This is a genomic window from Micromonospora kangleipakensis, from assembly GCF_004217615.1.
In the GTDB taxonomy this organism is placed as follows: domain Bacteria; phylum Actinomycetota; class Actinomycetes; order Mycobacteriales; family Micromonosporaceae; genus Micromonospora; species Micromonospora kangleipakensis.
Genome location: NZ_SHLD01000001.1, coordinates 5,686,508 through 5,708,714, shown reverse-complemented (window position 1 = coordinate 5,708,714; position 22,207 = coordinate 5,686,508). Strand labels below are relative to the sequence as shown.

Annotated in this window: 23 protein-coding genes; 14 read left to right on the top strand and 9 right to left on the bottom strand. The window is 67.6% G+C overall.

Translation table 11 applies throughout. The annotated features are described in order from the left end of the window. Window positions 1-456, top strand: coding sequence for a hypothetical protein (locus tag EV384_RS27250; RefSeq protein WP_130337712.1), 456 nt, complete (start codon window positions 1-3; stop codon window positions 454-456). Here the strand turns inward: EV384_RS27250 and EV384_RS27245 are convergent. After that, entirely contained in the window at window positions 428-838 is a 411-nt protein-coding gene (locus EV384_RS27245; RefSeq protein WP_130337710.1) for a hypothetical protein, read from the bottom strand. The two genes, EV384_RS27250 and EV384_RS27245, sit on opposite strands and share 29 nt — an antisense overlap. Before the next feature lie 239 nt (window positions 839-1,077). Here EV384_RS27245 and EV384_RS27240 point away from each other — a divergent pair, with 239 nt between their 5' ends. From EV384_RS27240 to EV384_RS35110, 3 genes are all read left to right on the top strand, one after another. Next, entirely contained in the window at window positions 1,078-1,362 is a 285-nt protein-coding gene (locus EV384_RS27240; RefSeq protein ID WP_130337708.1) for a hypothetical protein, read from the top strand. A 752-nt stretch (window positions 1,363-2,114) separates the two neighbouring features. Next, window positions 2,115-3,326: an FUSC family protein gene (locus EV384_RS27230; RefSeq protein ID WP_165440089.1), complete on the top strand. Its 1,212-nt coding sequence runs from the start codon at window positions 2,115-2,117 to the stop codon at window positions 3,324-3,326. A gap of 228 nt (window positions 3,327-3,554) precedes the next feature. Beyond that, window positions 3,555-3,761 carry a hypothetical protein gene (locus tag EV384_RS35110; protein WP_165440088.1) on the top strand — a complete coding sequence of 69 codons (207 nt, stop codon included), beginning with the start codon at window positions 3,555-3,557 and terminating at the stop codon, window positions 3,759-3,761. A 130-nt stretch (window positions 3,762-3,891) separates the two neighbouring features. Here the strand turns inward: EV384_RS35110 and EV384_RS27220 are convergent, their stop codons facing one another. The 7 genes from EV384_RS27220 to EV384_RS27190 all read right to left on the bottom strand — a co-directional run bounded on the left by EV384_RS27220 (window position 3,892) and on the right by EV384_RS27190 (window position 11,006). After that, window positions 3,892-5,397 carry a tripartite tricarboxylate transporter permease gene (locus tag EV384_RS27220; protein ID WP_130337702.1) on the bottom strand — a complete coding sequence of 502 codons (1,506 nt, stop codon included), beginning with the start codon at window positions 5,395-5,397 and terminating at the stop codon, window positions 3,892-3,894. A 3-nt stretch (window positions 5,398-5,400) separates the two neighbouring features. Beyond that, window positions 5,401-5,940, bottom strand: coding sequence for a tripartite tricarboxylate transporter TctB family protein (locus EV384_RS27215; RefSeq protein WP_165440087.1), 540 nt, complete (start codon window positions 5,938-5,940; stop codon window positions 5,401-5,403). A gap of 47 nt (window positions 5,941-5,987) precedes the next feature. After that, a complete protein-coding gene (locus EV384_RS27210; RefSeq protein WP_130337698.1) occupies window positions 5,988-6,971 on the bottom strand; it encodes a tripartite tricarboxylate transporter substrate binding protein in 984 nt (327 codons plus the stop codon). Between the two features lie 129 nt (window positions 6,972-7,100). Further along, a complete protein-coding gene (locus EV384_RS27205; RefSeq protein WP_130337696.1) occupies window positions 7,101-7,886 on the bottom strand; it encodes a triose-phosphate isomerase in 786 nt (261 codons plus the stop codon). Between the two features lie 2 nt (window positions 7,887-7,888). Further along, a complete protein-coding gene (locus tag EV384_RS27200; protein ID WP_130337694.1) occupies window positions 7,889-8,344 on the bottom strand; it encodes a ribose-5-phosphate isomerase in 456 nt (151 codons plus the stop codon). Next, window positions 8,341-10,071: a dihydroxyacetone kinase family protein gene (locus EV384_RS27195; protein ID WP_130337692.1), complete on the bottom strand. Its 1,731-nt coding sequence runs from the start codon at window positions 10,069-10,071 to the stop codon at window positions 8,341-8,343. Before EV384_RS27195 ends, EV384_RS27200 begins: the two co-directional genes overlap by 4 nt. Next, complete coding sequence (locus EV384_RS27190; protein ID WP_130337690.1) at window positions 10,068-11,006, bottom strand: sugar phosphate isomerase/epimerase family protein; 939 nt, start codon at window positions 11,004-11,006, stop codon at window positions 10,068-10,070. Before EV384_RS27190 ends, EV384_RS27195 begins: the two co-directional genes overlap by 4 nt. A gap of 150 nt (window positions 11,007-11,156) precedes the next feature. On the opposite strand from EV384_RS27190, the gene EV384_RS27185 reads away from it, so the two are divergent. Beyond that, window positions 11,157-11,876 (top strand): GntR family transcriptional regulator, encoded by a 720-nt coding sequence (locus tag EV384_RS27185; protein ID WP_207232481.1) that lies wholly within the window; start codon window positions 11,157-11,159, stop codon window positions 11,874-11,876. Window positions 11,877-11,902: 26 nt separating this feature from the next. Beyond that, window positions 11,903-12,988, top strand: a complete 1,086-nt coding sequence (locus EV384_RS27180; protein WP_207232480.1) for a 4-hydroxythreonine-4-phosphate dehydrogenase PdxA — start codon at window positions 11,903-11,905, stop codon at window positions 12,986-12,988. Between the two features lie 69 nt (window positions 12,989-13,057). Here the strand turns inward: EV384_RS27180 and EV384_RS27175 are convergent, their stop codons facing one another. Next, window positions 13,058-13,315, bottom strand: coding sequence for a DDE-type integrase/transposase/recombinase (locus EV384_RS27175; RefSeq protein ID WP_165440086.1), 258 nt, complete (start codon window positions 13,313-13,315; stop codon window positions 13,058-13,060). 154 nt (window positions 13,316-13,469) lie between these two features. On the opposite strand from EV384_RS27175, the gene EV384_RS27170 reads away from it, so the two are divergent. From EV384_RS27170 to EV384_RS27135, 8 genes are all read left to right on the top strand, one after another. Further along, on the top strand, window positions 13,470-13,685 hold the full coding sequence (locus EV384_RS27170; RefSeq protein WP_130337684.1) for a hypothetical protein: 216 nt from the start codon (window positions 13,470-13,472) through the stop codon (window positions 13,683-13,685). 154 nt (window positions 13,686-13,839) lie between these two features. Continuing rightward, window positions 13,840-14,241 carry a hypothetical protein gene (locus EV384_RS35610; RefSeq protein WP_207232479.1) on the top strand — a complete coding sequence of 134 codons (402 nt, stop codon included), beginning with the start codon at window positions 13,840-13,842 and terminating at the stop codon, window positions 14,239-14,241. 437 nt (window positions 14,242-14,678) lie between these two features. Continuing rightward, window positions 14,679-15,974, top strand: coding sequence for an ABC transporter substrate-binding protein (locus EV384_RS27160; protein ID WP_130337682.1), 1,296 nt, complete (start codon window positions 14,679-14,681; stop codon window positions 15,972-15,974). A gap of 266 nt (window positions 15,975-16,240) precedes the next feature. Further along, a complete protein-coding gene (locus EV384_RS27155) occupies window positions 16,241-17,062 on the top strand; it encodes a carbohydrate ABC transporter permease (RefSeq protein WP_242624319.1) in 822 nt (273 codons plus the stop codon). Beyond that, window positions 17,059-17,934 (top strand): carbohydrate ABC transporter permease, encoded by an 876-nt coding sequence (locus EV384_RS27150; protein WP_242624318.1) that lies wholly within the window; start codon window positions 17,059-17,061, stop codon window positions 17,932-17,934. The genes EV384_RS27155 and EV384_RS27150 overlap by 4 nt, the downstream gene beginning before the upstream one ends. Before the next feature lie 37 nt (window positions 17,935-17,971). Continuing rightward, on the top strand, window positions 17,972-20,287 hold the full coding sequence (gene yicI / locus EV384_RS27145; protein WP_130337678.1) for an alpha-xylosidase: 2,316 nt from the start codon (window positions 17,972-17,974) through the stop codon (window positions 20,285-20,287). After that, window positions 20,284-21,027 carry a family 1 glycosylhydrolase gene (locus tag EV384_RS27140; protein WP_130337676.1) on the top strand — a complete coding sequence of 248 codons (744 nt, stop codon included), beginning with the start codon at window positions 20,284-20,286 and terminating at the stop codon, window positions 21,025-21,027. Before yicI ends, EV384_RS27140 begins: the two co-directional genes overlap by 4 nt. A 47-nt stretch (window positions 21,028-21,074) precedes the next feature. After that, window positions 21,075-22,088: a LacI family DNA-binding transcriptional regulator gene (locus tag EV384_RS27135; protein ID WP_130337674.1), complete on the top strand. Its 1,014-nt coding sequence runs from the start codon at window positions 21,075-21,077 to the stop codon at window positions 22,086-22,088. Window positions 22,089-22,207: the final 119 nt, after the last annotated feature.

Here is a 22,207-nt window from a genome sequence, read left to right as displayed (position 1 = left end):
ATGCGGGTTCGATACTTCGAGGGCCGGCTCGCCCACCTGCTCGCCGCCCAGCGGTGTGTCAGCATCGTCGCCCGGTTCACCGAGGGCGGCCCGAAGCCGGTAGGCCTGGCCATCGACCCGGCGCCGCCTGGTGGCGTGTCGGTCGTCGTGCAGATGGTGGGTGCCGCACCGACGACCGCCGCAACCTCAGCAGCAGACAAGCCCGAGACATGGCCAGGCAGCGACGCCGAGGTAGAGCACGTTGCCGTGCCCCGCGCGCCCGAGTCCGCCGCCGAATGGGCCGAAGCCATCGCCGCCGTCGTGAACAGCGCGGCGGCGGCCGTCACCGCCGACCGCAAGGTCGCCGGCCCGCCGCCCCCGGCGCCCGGATCCTCCTCCGGGCCGGGCACTTCCCCGGCGCCTACGACCACGACAAGTACCGCAACGGTCAGTTGGAGGTTGACATGCGCGGCGTGAAGCTCCGGGTGGCGCTCGCCACGTAGAGCGGCACCACAGGCAGGAACGCCACCCCGATGCCGAGTGCCAGCAACACGCCCCAGCCGCAGATGACGACCGCGGCGACGATGTCGGCAATCCCGGCCAGCCGGTCGGAACGCCTGGCCAGCACTGGAGCCGTCGCCGCGAGGACTGGCACACCGAGTAGGTAGCTTGCCGCTGGCCCAGAATCCTGCACGGTCCATGGGGTGAGAACGGCGGCGACCAGCACGGTGATCACCAGACCAGCCAGGCGGACGAGCCGTTTGGCGGCCGCGGGCCGGCGAATCAGCAGCAGGAGACCGACCGCCAGGACAGCCGCGAAAGCGCCCGCCGTCACGAAACTGGTCATGGCCCCCGCCATGCAGCTCACGATAGCGCCGTTTGGAGCGGTGGCGCGCCGCTGTCAGACAGCAAGTCCACCACGTCCACCGCGCGTCGCCTTTCGGATAGCAGAAATCCGACGAGCTGCGCTTGGATGGACTCGACGATGCGGCGCGCCGGGGCAGCGTGCTGTCGTTCCCCGCAGGTGTCGGCAACCCGTCACCGCTGCTGCTGTTTCGGCCCAGTGACTAGCAGCAATGCGTCAGGCAACGTGTGTGGATGACCACGAGCTTGGCCGTTCTAGTCATCATCAGTGTTGCGATCGGGTTTCTGGCCGGCCGGGCTTACCAGGTCGCTCACCGGGCCTGGGCGGACTACAAGAAGACCAAGGCGCTCGTGCCCGAGCTGCTGAAGGCGTTTTGGGCGGCCGTGCGGGCGGCTATCGTGATCCTTGCCGTGGCCTCCGCGTGGATGGTTGGGTCCGCATGGGCGGCAAGCAACTCGACCGAGGGTCCCTCGCCGTCGCCGTCGCCGTCATCGCCAGCTCCATCACCCAAACGGTAGAGCGCGGCGCCGTCGCCGACCTGACTGCGAGCGGCAGCCGACGCTGGTGCTGCGCTGGCTGTGGGGCAGGGAGGGGGCTAGCGAGCCGAGCGGCGTGACGGTCGAGGGCGCTGGAAACCAACTCGGGACTGCGGAGCGAGCGGGTAGCAGCAGCCGAGCGGACTGGTGATGGGCGATTCACCGGCGAGGTGAGGGCGGCGCGGCATGTAGACGGCCGCACCGCCCTCACTCGTCATCGCTAGAAGGCGCGGACGACGGTGATGGTGACGTTGGGGCAATTGTTGGCCCAGCTGGTGAGGGCGTTCTTTTCGGTGGTGTCGACGGTGAGCCTGTAGGGCTCGTAAATTCGGTTCGGTGGCTGTGACGTGCGGTTTTGTGCGCGGTCCTGGGAACGTGGGCGGTGACGATCCAGACCATGTCAGACGGGCGGCTCGAGGCGGTTGGATCGTAGATCGGATGGAACCAGGCGGTGAGCCGGACCAGGTCGGGGGCGGCCGCCCAGGCCGCCTCGGCATCGATGATGGACAGCACGGCGGTTAGGTGCGCAGTGGTCCAGTAGTGCCGGTGCGGCTCCCGCCATCGCCGGAGTTGTTCTGCGCCAGCCTCGTCCACGGCGGCCTGGTCTGTCGCTCCGGCCGCCAGCGCCGTCACCCGTCACCGCTGCATCAATTGCCGCACGTGCTTGGAGTTTGCCTCGGGCACTCGGACCACAAGCCATGATTCAGCCGCGTTTCGGGCGGGTAGTCCCCGCCATGGCCGGCAAGCGGGACAAGCCACGCAGGGTGGACATTGATGGGGTGGCCATCGCCGCCTGGCCGGAGCGGGTCGGTGAAGCTCTGCGGCAGGTGCGCCAGCGGGCGCGGCCGACGATTCGCGACCGGTGGCACCGGGTGCGATTCAGCTTCACGGTAATCCTGCAGGTGGGGCTCGCTGCCACCCTGTCGTGGTTCATCGCGGCCGAGTTGTTGCAGGTGAGCCAGCCGGTCTTCGCCCCGATCGCCGCGCTGAGTACCCTCTTCTCCTCGATCGGCCAGCGGTTTCGCCGCACGGTCGAACTCATCGCGGGGACCGTGCTGGGCATCGGGATCGGCGACGGTCTGATCATTCTTATCGGCAAAGGGTCGTGGCAGGTCGGACTGATCGTCATCCTGTCGATGGGCATTGCCATTTTCGTCGGTGGCAGCCCCTCCGTGGTGAGCAACGCCGCTGCCACCGGCATCCTGCTCGCGACGCTCGGGGGGACCGAGGGCAACATTCAATTCCGGGTCATCGAGGCGGTGATCGGCGGTGCCACCGCGCTGCTCGTCTCGACGGTGCTGCTGCCGTTCAACCCGTTGCGGGTGGTGAACCGGGCGGCCCGCCCGGCGCTTAACCGGCTGGCGGACGAGTTGACGCAGACCGCGGAAGCGCTCGAGAAGCGGGACGCCGGATGCGCTCAACGGACCCTGGACCGGCTACATGAGGTGGAGACGTTCATGGGGGAGCTGGAGAAGGCGCTGGAGGGTGGGCGGGAGACCGCCACCCTCTCTCCGGTCCGGTGGCGCCGCCGGGGCGCGCTAACCCAGTATGTGGAGAGCGCCGAATACCTCGACCACGCCGTAGCCAACAGCGGGACATTGGTGCGCCGGGCGGTCACCCTGATCGAGGACGAGGAGCCGACCCCCGCGTCGCTCCCGTCGGCGGTACGTGAACTCGCCGAGTCGATCCGGCGATTGCTCCAAGAACTCGGCCGCGGTGCGGATCCGGCGGGGTGCCGGGAATGCGCGCTGAACGCCGTCGCCGACGCCGGTCAAGCGTACGCCGACGGGGTCGGCTTCTCTGGCAGCGTGGTGGTGGCGCAGGTCCGGACGACGGCTAGTGATCTGCTCAGGGCCTCCGGGATCGAGCGTGGGGAGGCGTACCAGATGGTGCGCCAGGCGGTTACGCGGAAGGCCGGAGAGCGCGCGGAAGGCGCCATGCCCTAGCCGGCCGACACCGGCCAGCCGCCCACTCCACCCTCGCCAGCCGGCGCCCACTGAACCTGGGCAAGCGGTTCGCGCCGCAGGCCGACGGGACTCCGGCCGATGCCGACCTGGTCACTGTCACAGCTGACGGCAATAACCTGCGTTATGAGGGCGGGATGTTGCGTGCGGCGGTGGCGGGCTGGTTGCGGGGATGGTTGCTGACGCGTCCGGTCGGGGCGCTGCTGGGCCGTGACGCTGTACGGCGGCCACGGACCCGACGTGGAGCGGGTGACATCGGGGCTGGTGCGGGTGGTGGAGGCGGCCCCGGCTCGGGCGCCGCGGGCTCGGGTGGTGCTGGTGGATTACCTGACCGTGCTGGGTGAGGACACCCGGCCCGGGCCTGCCACGCCGTTCCAGGTCCACCAGATCGCCGGATTTCGGACCGCCTCGGCATGAGCGGCACGGCCAAAACTGACGCACCCTCACCGCCATCGCCGGCATGCTCACATCAGACAGCCAATGGCCCCGGTCACGTCTCCCCGGCGTACGTCCCGGGATCGCTGCCTGGCGATCCCGGGACGGTACGTCAGACGCCGGCGGGCTCGCGATCCCTGGCCGGTGTGTTGCGCGGTAGCAACCTCACCAGCGACGGGCCGGCCGCGAGCAGGACGGCGAGGGCCAGCACGACGAGGGCGATGGGGTGTGAGAGGACGATCAGCAGGTCACCGTCACCGAGGGCGGAGGTCTGGGTGAGCGCCTTCTCGAAGAGGGGCCCGATGACCAGGCCGAGGACGAGGGGTGCCATCGGCAGGTCGTAGAGCTTCATGAAGTATCCGGCGACGCCCGCGACGAAGACGATCCAGACACTGAACATGTTGTTGTCGATCGAGTACGCCCCGACGAAGCTCGTGAACAAGATGATCGGGTAGAGGTACGCGTACGGGATTCGCAGCATCTGGGCGAAGATCGGGGCCATCGGCAGGTTGAGCACCAGGAGCATCACGTTGCCGATGAAGAAGGAGACCAGCAGCCCCCACACCAGCGTCGGCTGGCTCTGGAAGAGCAGCGGGCCGGGCTGTAGGCCGTACATGGTGAACGCACCCAGCAGGACGGCCGTCGTACCGCCGCCCGGGATGCCGAGGGTGAGCGTCGGCACGAAGTTCGCGTTGGCCGCCGCGTTGTTGGCGCTCTCCGGCGAGGCCACACCTTCGATGGCTCCCTGACCGAGCTGGCTTCGGTTCCGGGAGACCCGCTTCTCGACGCCGTAGGCGATGAAGGAGGCGAGGGTTGAACCGGAGCCGGGCAGGCAGCCGAGGAGGAACCCCAGGACGCTGCCGCGCCCGATCGGGCCGATACTGCGCCGCAGTTCGCTCCTGGTGATGAGCAGTTCCCGGAAGCGGGTCCGGATCGGCGCGGCCGCACCGACTCGGATCTGGTACATGACCTCGCCGACGGCGAACAGCCCGATCATGACTTCGACGAACGGCACCCCGCTGAGTAGGTTGACGTTGTCGAAGGTGAACCGTGCCGTGCCGGTTGCGGCGTCCATGCCGACGGTCGCCAGCAGCAGCCCGGCCGAGGCCATCGCGAAGCCGCGGATCCGGGACTCGCCGGAGAAGCTGACGATGGTCGCCAGGCCGAGGATCATGATCGACAGGTTCTCGACGGGGCCGAACTTCAGCGCGAAGTTCGCGAACGGCGGGGCGAGCACCATCAGCAGGACCAGGGAGAAGATGGCGGCCACGAAGGACCCGATGGCGGCGATGGACAGCGCCGCGCCGGCCCTCCCACGCCTGGCCATCTGATAGCCGTCGAGGGTTGTCACGACGCTCGACGCCTCGCCGGGGGTGGAGATGAGCACCGAGGTGATGGTCCCGCCGTACTGGGCCCCGTAGTAGATGCCGGCGAGCATGATGAGGGCGGTCACCGGCTCGAAGTCCAGGGTCAGCGGCAGGAGCACCGCCACGCCGGTGGTGGAGCCCAGCCCCGGCAGCAACCCGATCACTGTGCCCGCGAGGACCCCGACGAAGCACCAGAGCAGGTTCTGGGGCGTCAGCGCGGTCTGAAACCCGAGAATGACGTTGTCGATCACCGCTCAGCCTTCCGTTCCCAGCCCGAGCAGCCCACCGGGCAGGGGGATCTCGAGGAACAGCCCGAACACGCCGTAGATCAGGCCGGTGGCGGCCGCCGCGATCACGGCTGATTTCAGCAGCGGCTGTCGTTCGATCCAGGTGGAGATCACGAATACCAGGGCACCGAACGCGGCGAGGAAACCCACCACCTGCACGAGCGGGATCGCACCGAGGGTCAGCCCGAAGACCTTCCAGAGGTTGTGGATCCGCTCCCGCCTGGTGCGCCCGCTGATGTCGACGTCGTCGTCCGTACCGTTGTCCACCGAGTCGATGTCCACCGGGTCGATGTCCTCGACAAGGTGCGGCTCGACGCCCTCCGCAGGCCCGCCCGGAGGATGGCTGCGCTCGCCGTGCACGCATCGCAGGGCGAGCCAGCCGCAGAGGACCGCCGTCAGGCCGCCAGCGACGAGCGGCAGGAAGCCGGGACCGACGCGGCCGCCGTCGACGAACACGCCGTAGAAGGCGCCGGACACCGCGGCGGCGAGGCCGACCAGGGCGAGCACGGCGTACACGGTCGCCTCGCCGTTGTCGCGGATTCGGACCAGCGTGCTCACTTGCCCAGGGCCTTGCTGAGCATGTCGTTGTTCTCGTTCAGGTATGTGGTGAAGTCGTCACCGAACAGGGCGTTGGGCTGCAGGTAGTTGCTGGCGATGTACTGCTTCGCCTTGTCGGACTCGACGAACTTCTTACTCGCGTCGATCCAGAACGTCCTGGCGCCGTCGCTGATCCCGCCCGGAGCGATCAGGCCACGGAACTGGGCGTACGCGACGTCGACCCCTTGCTCCTTCGCCGTCGGGATGTCCTTCAGCTCGGGGTACTCGTACCGCTTCTCCGCGAACGCGCAGAGCGCCTTGAGCTTCCCGGCCTTGAGCTGCTCGACGACCTCCCCGGGGTTGAGGGACGCGACCTGGATCTGGTTGCCCAGCAGCGCCGCGAGCAGTTCCTCGCCCGACTCGAACGGGACCCGGTCGAACTTCGCGCCGGTGGCCTGCTCGGTCAGCGTGAAGACCACGTTGTCCAGGCTGGTCGCACCGGAGACGCCCGCGATGACGCGCCCGGCCTTGCTGGCGTTCACGGCATCCGCGCACGTCTTCCACGGCGAGCCGGTCGGTACGACGGCGAGGGTGAAGTCGTCACCGACCTTCATGATCGGGGTGAACTTGGTGTAGTCGAAGCCCACCTTGGTGTTGAGCGGCAGGGCCAGCAGCGCGGTCTCGCTGGGCAGCAGATAGTTCGGGTTACCGGTCTTGCTCAGGAAGTACGAGTAGCCGACCGCGCCCGAGCCGCCGTCGCGGTTCTCCGTGTTGATTTTCAGGCCGGGGGCGACTGCCTCCAGACCCGCCGCGATGGACCGGCCGGACATGTCGCTGCCGCCGCCCGCGCCGAACGGGACGACCATGGTGACGTTGCCCTTGGGCTTGAAGGTTTCCGCGTCGCCGCCGGCCGACGTCTTCCCGTTGGCGGCGCCGCAGGCTGTCAAGAGGAGGACCGACGCGGCCGCGACCGCGGTGAGCAGCACATTGTTGCGCTTCATGACGACCCTTTCGTTGGTGGTGGTGGTGGTGGTGGTGGTGGTGGTGGTGGTGGTGGTGGTGGTGGAGGTGGTGGTTGAGCCTGGTGTTCGTGGACGAATGGGGTGCCGCGGCGACGGTCCCGGCGCGGGTCAGCGCGGAACGGTCGCCGCCGCTACCTCGCCGGCCTCCTGGGCCACGTCCGCCGCGATGCGTAGCAGGTGCAGGTATCCGTTGACGTCCCAGGCGCTGCGCCCGACAAACAGCCCAGTGACGCCGGGGGTGTGCAGCAGGTCCCGCGCGTTCGCCGTGCTAACCGACCCCCCGTACAGCAGGGCGGTCATCACGCCGCCGTACTCCGCGTCAAGGGCCTGGGTGACTTCTGCGATCTCGTCGATGGCGGGTTCCCGGCCCTTCTCTCCGATCGCCCAGACGGGTTCGTAGGCGAGCAGGACGCGGGATCCGCCGGGCACCCCGTCCAGGGCGGCGGCGACCTGCGAGAGCACGTGCTCACGCGCGCCTCCGGCCGCCCGCACCTCGGCGGGCTCGCCCACACAGACCAGCGCAGTCAGGCCGTGGCGAAGAACCGCCCGTACCTTCCAGTTGACGGTCCGGTCGGTCTCGCCGAAGTGCTCGCGCCGTTCCGAGTGCCCGATCTCGACGAGTGTCGCGCCCGCATCGGCGACCTGCGGCACCGACACCTCGCCGGTCCACGCGCCGACGTCCTCCCAGTGGGCGTTCTGAGCGCCGACGACGAACGGGGAATCCGGCCCCAACGCGTCGCGGACCACGGAGATCGCGGTCGCCGGCGGAACGACGAACGGCTGCACACGGGGCCATCCGCCGGCTGCCGCCCCGATCCGGAGCCGACTGGCGAACGCGATGGCCTCGGTCTGCGTCTTGGTCATCTTCCAGCTGGTGCCGATCCACAGGACCACGGTCAGTCACCCTCGTACGAGCAGATGGCCGCGACCTTGGCCGCGGAGGCGGAGGCGGGGTCGAAGGAGTAGGTGAGCCACTCCCGGGCGAGGCGGCGGGCCAACTCAAGCCCGATGACGCGTTGGCCGAAGGTCAGTACCTGAGCATTGTTGGACAGGATCGCTCGTTCGACCGAGAACGAATCGTGCGCCGTGACGGCCCGGACTCCGGGCACCTTGTTCGCGGCGATGGCCACACCCAGTCCGGTGCCGCACACGAGCAGGGCGCGGTCGGCCGCTCCCTCGGCGATCAGCCGCGCGGCGGCCACCGCCACGTGCGGGTAAGCGGTGTCCTCGCCCGAGGCGACGCCCACGTCGACGACCTCGCGCACCCGCGGGTTGTGGGCCAGGTCGGCCTTGAGTGCCTCCTTGTAGCTGAAGCCGGCGCTATCGGCGCCGACGACGATCCGAAGAGTCATGACTGCTCCCGGGACTGGTCGGTGGGGAAGTGGATGCCAAGAGCGCTGACGATCAGGGCGAAGGACACCGCCCCCGCGTCGGGCGTGCCGATGCTGCGGTCCCCGTGGGTGCGCGCGCGGCCGAGACGCGCGGGGACGCCGGCGGTGGCCTCGGCCGCCTCCGTCGCCGCCTCCGCGGCGGCCGACCACGCGGCGGCCAAGGGTGTTCCCGCCGCGGTCCGGGCCTGGAGCACCTCTACGAACGGCATGGCCGCGTCGACCAGCGTCTTGTCGCCGGGCTTGGCGCCGCCGAGCCGCACGACGGTGTCGACGGCCGCTCTGCTGGCCCGGACGATGTCGTCCGGCGTCGGGATGTTCTCGTCGTCCAGAGCGCGGGCGGCGGCGGTGAGGCCGGCACCCCACAGGGCGCCGGAGGTGCCGCCGGCCCGTTCGGACCAGGCCTCGGCGGCGTGCACCAGCAGCCCCCGCACACCCGCCCGTGCGCTGACCGCCTCCGCCGCCGCCTGCGCCGCGGCCGCACTGCCGCGCGCCATACCCATGCCGTGGTCTCCGTCGCCGGCCACCGCGTCGATCTCGCCGAGGCGGGCCTCGTGCTGGGCCACGACATCCCGGACATGGGCCAGGGCGCCCGCGACCCAGGCGGCACAGGCGCGCGAGGCGGGTGAACCCGGCTGAATGCGCCGTCCAGCCGGGGCGGCCGCGAGGATCCGGCGGGGCTGCTCGTAGACGACCGGGCCGCGGTGGAAGGCGGGGGTGTCCGCCGGGGCAGTCCAGTACCTTTCGAGGTCGTCGTCGAGGAAGGTGACGGTCAGCGAAAGGCCGGACATGTTCAGGCTGGTGACCTGCTCTCCGACCGTCGGCCGGACCACGGTCAGGCCGGCCTTCGCGAGTCGATGGGCGACCCGCCGGTAGACGATGAACAGCTCCTCGTACTTGACCGATCCGAGCCCGTTGACCAGCACCGCCACGCGGCCGTCCGGCTGGCTGGTTCCGGCCTCGTCGAGGATCTCGCCGGCCAGCAGATCCGCCAGCTCGTCGGCGCCGAGAAGTGGCTGCTCGCCGATCCCCGGTTCGCCGTGGATGCCCAACCCGATCGCCATCTGCCCCGGTTCGACCGTGAAGAGCGCACGCCCCGCACCGGGAAGGCTGCAACCGTCGAAGGCGACCCCGAACGAGAAGGTGGCGTCGTTGGCGCGGCGGCCGATCGCCTCCACCGCATCCAGGTCCAACCCCTCCTCCGCCGCGGCGCAAGCGACCTTGAAAACGATGAGGTCACCCGCTACACCCCGGCGTTGGTCGCGTTTCTGCCGCGGCGCCGAGGCGATGTCATCCGTCACGGCGAGCGTACGGACGTCGACGCCCTCGGCGCGCAGCCGTTCCGCGGCCTGCCCGAAGTGCAGGACGTCGCCGGCGTAGTTGCCGAAGCCGAGGACGACGCCGCCGCCGGCATCGGCGGCCCGGGCCACCGAGTACACCTGACTCGCCGCCGGCGACGCGAAGGTGTTGCCGCAGACGGCACCGTGCGCGAAGCCGGGACCGACCCAGCCGGCGAAGGCGGGATAGTGGCCGGAACCGCCACCCAGCACGACGGCGACCTGGCCCGCCGGGGTAGCCGAGGCGCGTACCACCCCGCCGTGCACGGGGAGGACGTGACCGCTGTGCGCGGCGACGAATCCTTCGAGCGCCTCCCCGGCGAAGTTCGGGGCCGCGTTGACCAGGCGGGTCATCGCCGGGCTCCGAGCTTCGCCCGAAGGATGCCCCGCAGGTAGTCACGGTTACGGGCCGACACGCTCAGCCCGTCGCCCCCGTAGTGCTCCACGCAGATGGGGCCCTGGAACCCCGCCTGCAGGGCGATCTCGATGGCGCGCCGGTAGCTGATGAGGCCCGACTCGGCGGGGGCGGGGACCGTGAAGTACGCGCCGGTCGCCGGGTCATGGTCGCGGTAGTAGTTCTTGATGTGCCAGTAGTTGGCGTAGGGGAGGGTCTTCAGGTGCATCTCTTCCCAGTCCTCGATGGGCCGGTGCAGCCGGATGAGGTTGCCGATGTCCGGGTTCAGGCCGACGTTCGGCAGATCGATGGCGCGGACCAGCGCGACGGCATCGTCCGCCGTGCCCAGCAGGGTGTCCTCGTAGATCTCGAGCGAGAGCTGGATGCCGAAACCTGCCGCGTGCCGCCCGATGCGGGAGAAGCGCTCGACGGCACGGTCGAAGCTGGCCTCGTCGCGCTCCTGGTCGGCCCCGGGCTGGGTCCAGAACCACTCCGCATCCCGCTGCCACGCGGTCAGGGGCCGATGCAGCCCCAGGCAGACCACTCCCGTGCCGATGCCCGCCGCGGCTTCGACCGTACGCAGCGCGTAGTCGACATTGGTTTCGCCGTGCTCCGGGTCAAGGATGCTGCGCCGGACGACCGAGATCGCGCTCACCCCGAGGTCTGCGTCCTTGAGCGTGCGGACCAGGTCCTCGCGTTGGCCGTCGGTGAGGTCGCCGGGACGCAGCCAGGTGTCGGTGAGGTCGACGTGGTCGAACCCGCAGGCGGTGACCTCGGCGAAGACCCTGGCCCATTCGATCGGGCCGGCGTCCGCGACGTTGGTGCCATCGCCGGTACGCCCTGGGAACTGGATCAGGGCAGCGCCGATGGGCCACTGCTCCGCCGTCCAAACCATGCGTTGTCTCCGATCGCGGGTGCCGGGTCGTTGCCACGCGGTTGCTGCGTGGTTTCCGTATCGTTGCCGATAGATCCTGTAGGATCCACGATCGTGCGGGCTATGTCCAGAGATTCGGACGGTAGGATCTCAACCACCATGACAACGTCGATGACTTCCGATGGCGCCCAGCTCGGGCCGGACCAGAGTCGGCCCGTCGAGCGGCGCGCCCTGCGAGATGGCGTCTACGACGCGATCCTCGAACTTCTCCTAGAGGGCCGGGTCAAACCGGGCGCCTCCCTGAGCATCGACGCCCTCGCCCGGCAGCTTGGCGTCTCACCCACGCCGGTGCGAGAGGCGATGGTGCAGCTGGAGCACACGGGCCTGGTCACCCGGGCCGCCCTCAAGGGCTACCGGGTGGCTCCGCCGCTGTCGGCGGAGCGCATGTCCGAGCTCGTCGACGCGCGCACCATCCTCGAGATCGCCGCCGTGCGTGGCGCGGTACCAATAACCGGCGCGGCGCTGCTGGAGCTGAAGGCCGCGCACTCCGACCACGTGCTCGCGGCCGACTACGTCAAGCGCGTACGGGCCGGAAACGACGAGCAGAGCTGGTCGGTCATCCGCCGGTACTACACCGCGGACTGGGCGTTCCATCGGGTGATCCTCAACCACTGCGGCAACCAGTACCTACTGCAGTTGGCGGAGTTCCTCTCGCCGCAGGTGCATCGACTGCGGCAGTCACTCGGTCACGGCCTCACGGACGTGGACCAGGCCGTGGCCGAGCACGGCGACATCCTCGAGGCGATCGCTTCGGGGGACAACGACCGGGCAGAGAACGCCATGCGGGCCCACCTCATGGGCGTACGCGCACGCTCGCTCGCCGAGAGCTGACCGATCCGGGCAGCGGGAGAAGCTTCTTGACGCGCCATGACGGGGCAGTAGATCCTATAGGAAACAGGGTGCTGTTCGGCTCCGGACACCCCGAGAGAGGACTCGCAATGCCCCACACCGCCGCCGAGGTTCTACCCCGGATCGCCCTGACCATGGGGGATCCCGCCGGCATCGGGCCTGAACTTGCCGCCCGGCTCCTCGCCACGCCCGAAAACCTGCACAAGGCCGAGGTCTACGTCCTGACCGACGCCACCGAACTCAAGGCGGTCGCCGCCGAGCTCGGTGTCGACGTTCCGGTGGCCGACGAACCGATTCCAGGCCACGCCGTCCTCGTCGGCAGCGGCCTGTCCGGTCCGCCCGTGCAACTCAGGACCGTCAGCAAGGCCGCCGGCGAACGCGTCATGGCCGACCTGCTCAAGGCGCTCAACCTCTACCGCTCCGGCGTGGTCGACGCGATCATGTTCACGCCGCTGAACAAGGCCTCGCTGCATCTGGCCGGCATGCACGAGGAGGACGAACTCCGCTGGTTCGCCAAGAACCTGGGCTACCAGGGCACCACCTCCGAGCTCAACTTCATACCCGGACTGGTCACCTCCCGGGTAACCTCACACGTCCCGCTCAAGGACGTCGCAGCGCGGATCAACGCCGACTCCGTCCTCGCCGCCATCCGCCTCCTCGACGACGTGCTCAAGGGATCAGGGATCCCCGCACCCCGCCTCGCCGTCTGCGCCCTCAACCCGCACGCCGGCGAGAACGGCAAGTTCGGCCGCGAGGAGATCGAGCACATCACCCCCGGGATCGAGGCCGCACGGGCACAGGGGATCGAAGCGACCGGGCCCTATCCGTGCGACACGGTCTTCATCAAGGCCAAGAACGGCGACTTCGACGGTGTGGTGACCATGTACCACGACCAGGGCCAGATCGCGATGAAGCTCATGGGCTTCGACCGGGGCGTCACCGTGCAGGGCGGCCTTCCCGTCCCGATCGCCACACCGTCGCACGGCACCGCATTCGAGATCGTCGGCAAAGGCGTCGCCTACCTCGGTCCCAGCCAGCACGCCTACGATCTGGCCGTCGCTCTCGGACGACGCAACCGGCAGAACCGACGATGACCACAACAGTCGGGGGCGCCGTTGCGTTATCGGATCGGCGGACGTGTTGAACCCGTGCCGGGTCCGCGGTCAGATCGCGTGGGCGAGTTCGGCGAACGCAGCGGCGACCCGCAGAGCGGGCGGGGTGTCGACGGCGAGTTCGTAGTGTCCGCGTCGGAGGTTCATCATGAACGCGTGTCCGGCGATGATTACCTGTGCTGTCTTGTCCGTTCGTAGCCCGCGCATCGGTCTCAACCGCTGTTTGAGCTGGCTGTGATCAGCCTCGATCGGATTGTTCGCGTACTGCTCGACGTGGTGCCACGCGGACGGCATCAGCTGGTCGAGCACGCGGGGTAGATCGCGGCACTCCCGCATCAAGCAATACCTCAAAGACGGCCGCGCCATGCGCATCGAAACCTGTACCGCTCGGAAACCTGATTCTGGTCCCTGAAGTGCGGTTTTGTGCGGGGCGGATCAACCGTCCCCGGGCATCGTGGCGGGCATGTTCCTGTCCTTCGGCTACCTGATCCTGTGTCAGATCCTGCGGCTGGTGGTGCAGTGCTTACGCGGCGAGCGGTCGAAGGACATCGAAGTCCTGGTGTTGCGTCATCAGGTCGCGGTGTTGCGCCGCCAGGTCGCACCGGCGGGAGACTCGCAGGGTTCCGTGGCGCTTCTTTCTGACAATGGGGAGCTTTCGCGGATTTGCTACTACGGTTGACCAACACCATTCACCTGTCTGGACGTGGATGGGTACTTGCTGTGTTGGCGGCCTTCATCGTCTGACGATGGTCACCGGCGTCGTCGGGTTGAGACGGCAGCGGTCCAACCGGAAGCGACCCTTGAGGACGGCGACCTCGGCGAGCCTCGAGCGGGTGGCGGCAGAGATCATGCAGCTCGAGAGCAAGATCGACGAGTTCGTCCGTGATCTGGGCCCTCGCCACCTGGCGACCATGGCGCTGCGGGACAGTCGAGATGAGGCGCGCGAGGTCATGGCCTCAATGCGGGCGAACGACGTTCGAGAGGCGAAGCCGACGCCCGTGCGCGTGGAGAGCGACGACCGAGGCGCCGACCTGCTGGCACTGCGGGCCATCGGAGCCATCACGCTGGCGCTGCCGACTGTGCTCCCCATCGGTCACGTCCTGACGACGTGGTCCCTCACCCTCATGCCATCTCTCAGCGCCGATGTCGATCTCGGGCTCCAGCGCCGCGGTGTACCAGGCACGCAGCCGCTCGGGGTCGGTGCTGGCGAGCAACATGCTGTCCAAGCTGGGTGATGCCGTCGTTTCCTCCTTCCCGCGCCCCCGGCTCGGGACGTCGCTGTTGTGGTGCTGTCACGTGTACGGACCACTCGCATCGTGAAAACCCATCGGTCGACCGAGTTGGGAGCCGGACCGTCGGCAAGATCCTTTGTGGAAGCGTTCCCACATTATGTTTCCGCAGGTCAGTGCCGATTTCGATGGGCTTTCGGGCAATCACTTGCGGGTGACCCCATTGTGTCCGGCATCACAGAGGCTTAACATTTGGCGAATCGAAGCGGTTCGACGATGCGGTTCGACGGCACGCCCGATCCATACCCAGGGGAGGGAGTGCGATGTCAGCGACACACCCCTATGCCTCCGGGTACGGGCGGCCGGCTCGGGGGAACCACAGGTGCCCGCAGGCTCTCGGGCGCGACCTGACGTGAGACTTCAGACCCCCTTGGAGGAACCCGATGTTCAAGAGAAGTAGGCGTGCGGCGCTGCTGGCGGCGCTCGCCGCGGGAAGCCTGGCGTTGACCGCCTGCGGCGGCGGTGACGACGGCTCGAGCGGCTCTGCCAAGGAGCTCAAGCTCTGGCACTACGAGGGCCCCGACAGCGCGATGGGCGTGGCGTGGAACCAGGCCATCAAGGAGTTCGAGGCCTCGCACCCCGGCGTGAAGGTCAAGTTCGAGGAGAAGGGCTTCGAGCAGATCCAGAAGACGGCGCCCATGGTCCTCAACTCCAAGGATGCTCCAGACATCATGGAGTACAACAAGGGCAACGCCACCGCGGGCCTGCTGGCCAAGCAGGGGCTGCTCACGGACCTGACGCCGCAGGTGACTAAGCGAGGCTGGGACAAGCTGCTCGGCCCGACCATTCAGACCACCGCCAAGTACGACGCGAAGGGCGTCATGGGCGGTGACAAGTGGTTCGGCATCCCGAACTACGCCGAGTACCTGCAGGTCTACTACAACAAGGACATGTTCGAGAAGAACAACGTCAAGGTCCCCACCACCTTCGACGAGTTCGTCACGGCGCTCGACACCTTCGCCAAGAAGGGGATCACCCCGCTCAGCAACGCGGGCGCGGAGTATATGGCGCAGCAGTACCTCTACCAGCTCGCGCTGACCAAGGCCGACCAGACCTGGGTCGACAACTTCGAGCGCTACACCGGCAAGGTCGACTTCCACGACGCAGCCTGGACCTACGGCGCGACCACCTTCGCCGACTGGGTGAAGAAGGGCTACATCGCCAAGAACTCGGTGAGCATCAAGGCCGAGGACGCGGGGACCACGTTCATCTCCGGCAAGTTTCCGATGATGTTCTCCGGCAGCTGGTGGTACGGCCGGTTCCAGAAGGAGATCAAGAACTTCGAGTGGGGCACCTTCCTGTGGCCCGACACCAACCTGACCCTCGGCTCGAGCGGCAACCTCTGGGTGGTTCCGCAGGGTTCCAAGAACAAGGACCTGGCCTACGACTTCATCGACATCACGATGAAGAAGGGCATCCAGAACACGCTCGGCAACAACGGCGGCGTGCCGGTGGCCGCCGATGAGGCGGACGTCACCGATGCCAAGAGCAAGGAACTGATCAAGAACTTCACCACCCTCACCGGTAAGAACGCCCTGGCGTACTACCCGGACTGGCCGGTGGCGGGCTTCTACGACACGTTCGTGGCGCAGACCCAGAAGCTCATCAACGGCAGCGCGACGCCCGACAAGGTCCTGACCGACCTGCAGAAGGCCTACGACAGCGGCCTGCCCAAGTGACGGCCGACTACTAGAGATCTGAGAAGCATCCTCGTGGGAGCAGTGCGCCCGCCTGCGCACTGCCCCTGCGAGGCGGCGAAAGGCCCTCTCGTGAAAGGCGCGGCATGACACGACCAGCGAGCGCGACACCGGCGTCGCCACCGGTGGCGGGGCGGCGTCCGCCACCCACGCCACCGAAGCCCCGCCGGACCGGGCGATCGCGTGATCGCGCGGCGTACTGGCTCTACCTGCTCCCCGGGCTGCTGCTGTTCGTCGGCGTCATCGGCGTGCCGTTCATCATGAACATCGGCATCAGCTTCACCGAGTGGCCGGGGATCGGTACTCCCAAGTGGACGGGCCTGGACAACTACAAGGCGCTGTTCTCGGACGGGGAGTTCTGGGCTTCCTTCCGCAACAACGCGGCGCTGATCATCGCGATGGCGATCATCCCGACGTGTATCGGGCTTGTGCTGGCGGCGGCGCTCACGGACTTCATCGGTAAGAAGTTCGGTCCGCGTACGGCCAGCGTGCTGCGCGCCTGCATCTACCTGCCGCAGCTGCTTCCCGTCGTGCTCGTCGGCATCGTGTGGAGCTGGCTTCTGGCTCCGGACAACGGCGCCGTCAACGAGATGTTCAAGGCCGTCGGCCTGGACTCACTCGCGCACGACTGGCTGGGTGACCCCATGACCGCCATATGGAGCGTGATGGTGGTCATGGTCTGGATCCAGATCGGCTTTCCGCTGGTCATCTTCATGTCGGGTCTTCAGCGGGTCGATCCCTCGCTCTACGAGGCGGCTGAGATCGACGGCGCGTCGTGGTGGCGGCGGTTCTGGCACATCACGATCCCGCAGATCCGGCCGGAGACCTTCGTGTGCCTGCTGTGGTGCACCATCGCCTCGCTGAAGGTCTTCGGGCACATCTACGTACTCACCAAGGGTGGGCCCGGCGGGGCGACGAACGTGCCGGCGTACTACTCGTTCCAGAACTTCTTTGACAAGACCGAAGTGGGCTATGGGTCGGCGATCGCCACCATTCTCACCCTGATCATCGTGGCGCTGACGGTCGTCTTCCTGCGCGTACAGAGCAAGGACCTGGGGGAGGAGCAGTGACCGCTACTTCGGTCGAACCACCAATCAAGGCGCCCAGCAGAGCGAGGCGACGGCGTGACCCGTCGAACTACGTCGTCCTGGCGGCGCTGATCGTGCTCGTCCTCGTGATGCTGATCCCCTTCGTGATCGTTGTCTTCAACGCGCTGAAGACCCCCGAGGAGTACTCAACGAACGGTCCGCTCGCCGTGCCCGATGGCATCCATCTGCAGGGCTTGAAGGACTTCTGGGAGCGCGTCGCTTTCGGCGAGAAGCTCCTCAACAGTGTCATCATCAGCGGCTCTGTCGCCGCCTTCGCGGTGATCCTGTCGGTTCTGAACGCCTACGCCCTCGGCATCGGCCGGATCAAGGGCCGGCTATGGATTCTCGTCCTGTTGCTCATGGCGAACACGCTGCCGCAGGAGGCGTTGGTCTACCCGCTTTACTACCTGTCGAAGCAAGTGGGCCTCTACGACACCCGCCTTAGCGTGATCATCATCTTCACCGTTATCCAGAGCGCCTTCGGGACCTATCTCCTGTCGTCGGTCCTCGGTTCCTTCCCGCGGGCGTTGCTCGAGGCGGCGCGGATGGACGGGGCGAGCACGTGGCAGGTGCTGTGGCGGATCGTCGTCCCGGTCACCCGCCCGACCGTCGCCGTGCTGCTGGTCTTCTTCTTCATCTGGACCTGGAACGAGTTCCTGATCCCGCTCGTGTTCCTGACTTCGAATGAGAACCAGACGGTCTCGGTTGCCCTGGGTGTTCTGCAGGGCCAGCGACTCATGGACGCCACGATGTCGAGCGCCTCGGCACTGCTCGGCATCATCCCGACGGTCATCTTCTTTCTGATCTTCCAGCGGACCCTGACCCGCGGCCTGACAGCGGGCGCGATCAAGTGAGCTCAGCCCCTTCGAGCGTGAGAGGTACTCCCCGTACATGAAGTTCACCGATGGCTACTGGCTGATGCGGGAGGGCGTGCATGCCGTCCACCCGGTCGAGGTTCTTGACGCGACGACCGGGCCCGGATCCCTGACGGTGCACGCGCCCGTCAAGCGGATCCAGCATCGAGGTGACCTGCTCGAGGGTCCGGTCGTCACGATCGCGTGCACGAGCCCCGTGCCGGAGGTCATCGGTGTCAGGATCACCCACTTTGCCGGAGAGGCGCGACGGCCAGAGTTCGAGCTGCAGGACGGGCCCGCCGAGGTGGAGATCTCGGTGGACGACGAGGCCGCTGTCCTCACCTCGGGTGAGTTGTCCGTACGGATCGACCGGGGCGACCAGTGGCGCGTCGACTTCCTGGCCGACGGTCGTACGCTCACCACGAGTGGGTCGACGGCCATGGCTGTCATCGACACCGACGACGGCAAGCACTACGTGCGGGAACAGCTGGATCTCGGCGTCGACCACCACGTCTACGGGCTGGGTGAACGCTTCGGGCCGCTGGTCAAGAACGGCCAGGTCGTCGATGTCTGGAACGCCGATGGCGGCACCGCCAGCGAGCAGGCATACAAGAACGTCCCGTTCTTCCTCACCAACGCCGGCTACGGCATCTTCGTCAACCACCCTGGGCATGTGTCCTTCGAGGTCGCCTCGGAGGCGGTATCGCGGGTGCAGTTCAGCGTCGAGGGCCAGTCGATGGAGTACTTCATCATCTACGGTCCGACGCCGAAGGAGATCCTGCGCAAGTACACCGCGCTGACCGGGCGTCCCGCGCGGCTGCCCGTGTGGTCGTACGGCCTGTGGCTGTCCACCTCGTTTACCACGTCGTACGACGAGACGACGGTGACCAGCTTCATTGACGGGATGGCCGAGCGGGATCTGCCGCTGTCGGTCTTCCACTTCGACTGTTTCTGGATGCGCGAGTTCAACTGGTGTGACTTCGAGTGGGATCCGAGGACCTTCCCCGACCCGCCCGGGATGCTCAGGCGGATGAAGGAGCGGGGACTGAAGATCAGCCTGTGGATCAACCCGTATATCGCGCAACGCTCGCCGCTGTTCGCGGACGGTCAGGCCAGGGGCTACCTGCTCAAGCGGCCCAATGGGGACGTGTGGCAGTGGGACCGGTGGCAGCCGGGCATGGCGGTGGTCGACTTCACCAACCCCGAGGCCCGGGAGTGGTACGCCTCGAAGCTGGACGCGCTGCTCGACATGGGCGTCGACTGTTTCAAGACCGACTTCGGCGAGCGCATCCCGACCGACGTGGTGTACTTCGATGGCTCCGATCCGGAGCGGATGCACAACTACTACACCTACCTCTACAACCAGACGGTGTTCGACCTCCTCCGTAAGCGCCGCGGAGAGGCCGAGGCGATCGTCTTCGCGCGTTCGGCCACAGCGGGCACCCAGCAATTCCCGGTCCACTGGGGCGGCGACTGCGAGTCCACCTTCAAGGCGATGGGTGAGAGCCTGCGCGGCGGCCTGTCGCTCGGGATGTCGGGTTTCGGCTACTGGAGCCACGACATCGGGGGCTTCGAGGGAACCCCTGACGCCGCCCTGTTCAAGCGGTGGATCACGTTCGGCCTGCTCTCCTCGCACAGCCGGCTGCACGGCAGCCACTCCTACCGGGTTCCGTGGCTGTTCGACGAGGACTCCGTCGACGTGCTCCGACTGTTCACCAAGCTGAAGCTGCGGCTCATGCCGTACATCACCGGAGCGGCGCGGCAGGCCTACACCGAGGGACTGCCGATCATGCGGGCGATGGTCGTCGAGTTCCCCGACGACCCGGCGTGCACGCATCTGGAGCGGCAGTACATGCTCGGCGACGATCTGCTCGTCGCACCCGTGTTCTCCGAGAGCGGTGAGGTCTCCTACTACGTGCCCGAGGGGACGTGGACGCACTACCTCACGGGGGAGCAGGTCGCCGGGCCACGGTGGGTCCGCGAACGTCATGGCTTCGACAGCGTGCCGCTGCTCGTACGACCCGGTGCGGTGCTTCCGGTCGGCGCGGTCGACGACCGGCCCGACTACGACTACGCCGACGGTGTCACGCTGCGTGTGTACGAGTTGCCCGACGGTGCCCATGTCGCGACCGAGATCCCGGCGCCGACCGGGGAGACCGCTGCGACGTTCATGACCTCCCGCGAGGCCGACGTCGTACGGGTCGAGGCGACCGGCGCCGCAACAGGCTGGCAGGTCCTCCTCGTCCATGTACGGTCGGTCGGGTCCGTCGAGGGGGGCATGGCCACCGAGCACGAACAGGGCGTACTCGTCCAGGCCGCAGAGGACACGCTTGTCGTCAGGGGGGTCGCATGAGCGCGAACACGAACACGGTCTTCCCGGAGGGCTTCCTGTCGGGCGCGGCCACTGCCGCGTACCAGATCGAGGGCGCGGTGGAGGAGGACGGCCGGACCGCGTCGATCTGGGACACGTTCAGTCATACGCCAGGCAAGGTGCTGGCCGGTGACACCGGCGACGTGGCGACCGACCATTATCGCCGGTGGCAGGAGGACGTCGAGGCGATGAGCGCCTTGGGCCTGGGCGCCTACTGGTTCTCGATCTCCTGGCCGAGGGTGCTGCCGCAGGCGGACGGGCGCGGCGACGGCACGGCCTCGCCGAGGGTGGGGTGTGACGACGTCGAGTTCGTCCAGCAGCCCGGGCCCTACACGGAGATGGGCTTGCCCATCGATGCGACCGGGGTGGAAGAGTTGCTGCTGCGGCTGCACCGCGACCACCCGGGGCTGCCATTGATGATCACTGAGAACGGCGCCGCGTTCGACGACCGGGTAACCCCGGAGGGACGGGTGCACGACGGTCGCCGGGTCGCATATCTGCATGACCATCTTGAGGCGCTCGGCCGGTCCATCGACGCCGGAGTGGGTGTACGAGGCTATTTCGCCTGGTCTCTGCTCGACAAGTTCGAGTGGGCGTACGGCTACTCAAAGCGTTTTGGCATCATCCATGCCGACTACGAGACGCAGCGGCGCACGTGGAAGGACAGCGCCTTCTGGTATCGGGACATCATCTCCGCCCATGCCATTGTGTCGGAGGTGTGACCCGTTTAATATTCAGTTAATCGAAACGCTTCAAATAGGGGTGGTTCGTGGTCAAGATCACTGACGTGGCGCGCCATGCTGGCGTGTCGCCGAGCACGGTCTCCTATGTGCTGAGCGGCAAGCGTTCCATCTCAGAGGAGACCCGGCGCCGGGTGGGGGAGAGCATCCGGGAGCTGGGCTACCGCCCGCACGCGGGGGCCCGCGCGCTGGCGAGCAATCGCTCGAACGTGCTCGCGTTGGTGATCCCGTTGCGTTCCGGTATCCACGTCCCGGTTGTGATGCAGTTCGCGGTCTCCGTGGTGACCACGGCCCGTCGGCACGATCATGACGTGCTGCTGCTCACCCAGGAGGAGGGCGAGGAAGGGCTGCGCCGGGTCGCCGGCAGTTCCCTGGTCGACGCGCTCATCGTGATGGACGTCCAGATGCGCGACGCGCGCATCCCGTTGCTGCGCACCTTGGACCGGCCCGCGGTGCTCATCGGCTTCCCCGCAGAATCCGCCGGGCTCACCTGCATAGACCTGGACTTCAAGGCGGCCGGTGAAGTCTGTGTCGACCATCTGGCCGATCTCGGGCACCGCTGCGTAGGGCTAATCGGTTCACCGTCCGAGGTCTACGAGCGGGAGACCGGGTTCGCGCAGCGGACCGCCGACGGTTTCATGGCCGCGGCCCGCCGCTATGGCCTCACCTCGACGCTGCACCCGTGCGAGGCGACTCCCGACGCCGCCCGTGCGATGGTCGCGACGCTGCTCGACGAGCACCCTGACCTGACCGGGGTGGTGGTGCACAACGAGCCGATCGTCGCACCGATCGTGGACGCGTTCCGGCGGGCCGGTCGGCGGGTTCCCGACGACCTGTCGGTGGTCGCCATCTGCCCCGACGAGCTGGCCGAGCACGCCGAGTTGCCGCTCACCTCGGTCGCCATCCCGGCCGAAGAGGTGGGGAAACGGGCCGTCGAACTGCTCATGGAAAAGCTGGACGGGCATGAGGTGCCGGAGGCAACGCTGCTGCCGCCACGCCTGACTCAACGCGCCAGCACCGCCCCGCACGTCGACGAAGTTTAAGGAGAACGGGACCTAATAATGTCCATTATTGAGCGGAATCGAAACGCTTCGACTCTTGCGCTGTTAACACACTTTGCCGATTGGTCGTCCGCATTAGATAACTGCTGAAGGCCAACAGG

Excerpts from the sequence above, each read along its gene's own strand:
- EV384_RS27250 (WP_130337712.1), top strand. The coding sequence starts at position 1 with ATGCGGGTTCGATACTTCGAGGGCCGGCTCGCCCACCTGCTCGCCGCC.
- EV384_RS27245 (WP_130337710.1), bottom strand. The coding sequence starts at position 838 with ATGGCGGGGGCCATGACCAGTTTCGTGACGGCGGGCGCTTTCGCGGCT.
- EV384_RS27240 (WP_130337708.1), top strand. The coding sequence starts at position 1,078 with ATGACCACGAGCTTGGCCGTTCTAGTCATCATCAGTGTTGCGATCGGG.
- EV384_RS27230 (WP_165440089.1), top strand. The coding sequence starts at position 2,115 with ATGGCCGGCAAGCGGGACAAGCCACGCAGGGTGGACATTGATGGGGTG.
- EV384_RS27210 (WP_130337698.1), bottom strand. The coding sequence starts at position 6,971 with ATGAAGCGCAACAATGTGCTGCTCACCGCGGTCGCGGCCGCGTCGGTC.
- EV384_RS27200 (WP_130337694.1), bottom strand. The coding sequence starts at position 8,344 with ATGACTCTTCGGATCGTCGTCGGCGCCGATAGCGCCGGCTTCAGCTAC.
- EV384_RS27195 (WP_130337692.1), bottom strand. The coding sequence starts at position 10,071 with ATGACCCGCCTGGTCAACGCGGCCCCGAACTTCGCCGGGGAGGCGCTC.
- EV384_RS27190 (WP_130337690.1), bottom strand. The coding sequence starts at position 11,006 with ATGGTTTGGACGGCGGAGCAGTGGCCCATCGGCGCTGCCCTGATCCAG.
- EV384_RS27185 (WP_207232481.1), top strand. The coding sequence starts at position 11,157 with ATGACTTCCGATGGCGCCCAGCTCGGGCCGGACCAGAGTCGGCCCGTC.
- EV384_RS27170 (WP_130337684.1), top strand. The coding sequence starts at position 13,470 with ATGTTCCTGTCCTTCGGCTACCTGATCCTGTGTCAGATCCTGCGGCTG.
- EV384_RS27160 (WP_130337682.1), top strand. The coding sequence starts at position 14,679 with ATGTTCAAGAGAAGTAGGCGTGCGGCGCTGCTGGCGGCGCTCGCCGCG.
- yicI (WP_130337678.1), top strand. The coding sequence starts at position 17,972 with ATGAAGTTCACCGATGGCTACTGGCTGATGCGGGAGGGCGTGCATGCC.
- EV384_RS27140 (WP_130337676.1), top strand. The coding sequence starts at position 20,284 with ATGAGCGCGAACACGAACACGGTCTTCCCGGAGGGCTTCCTGTCGGGC.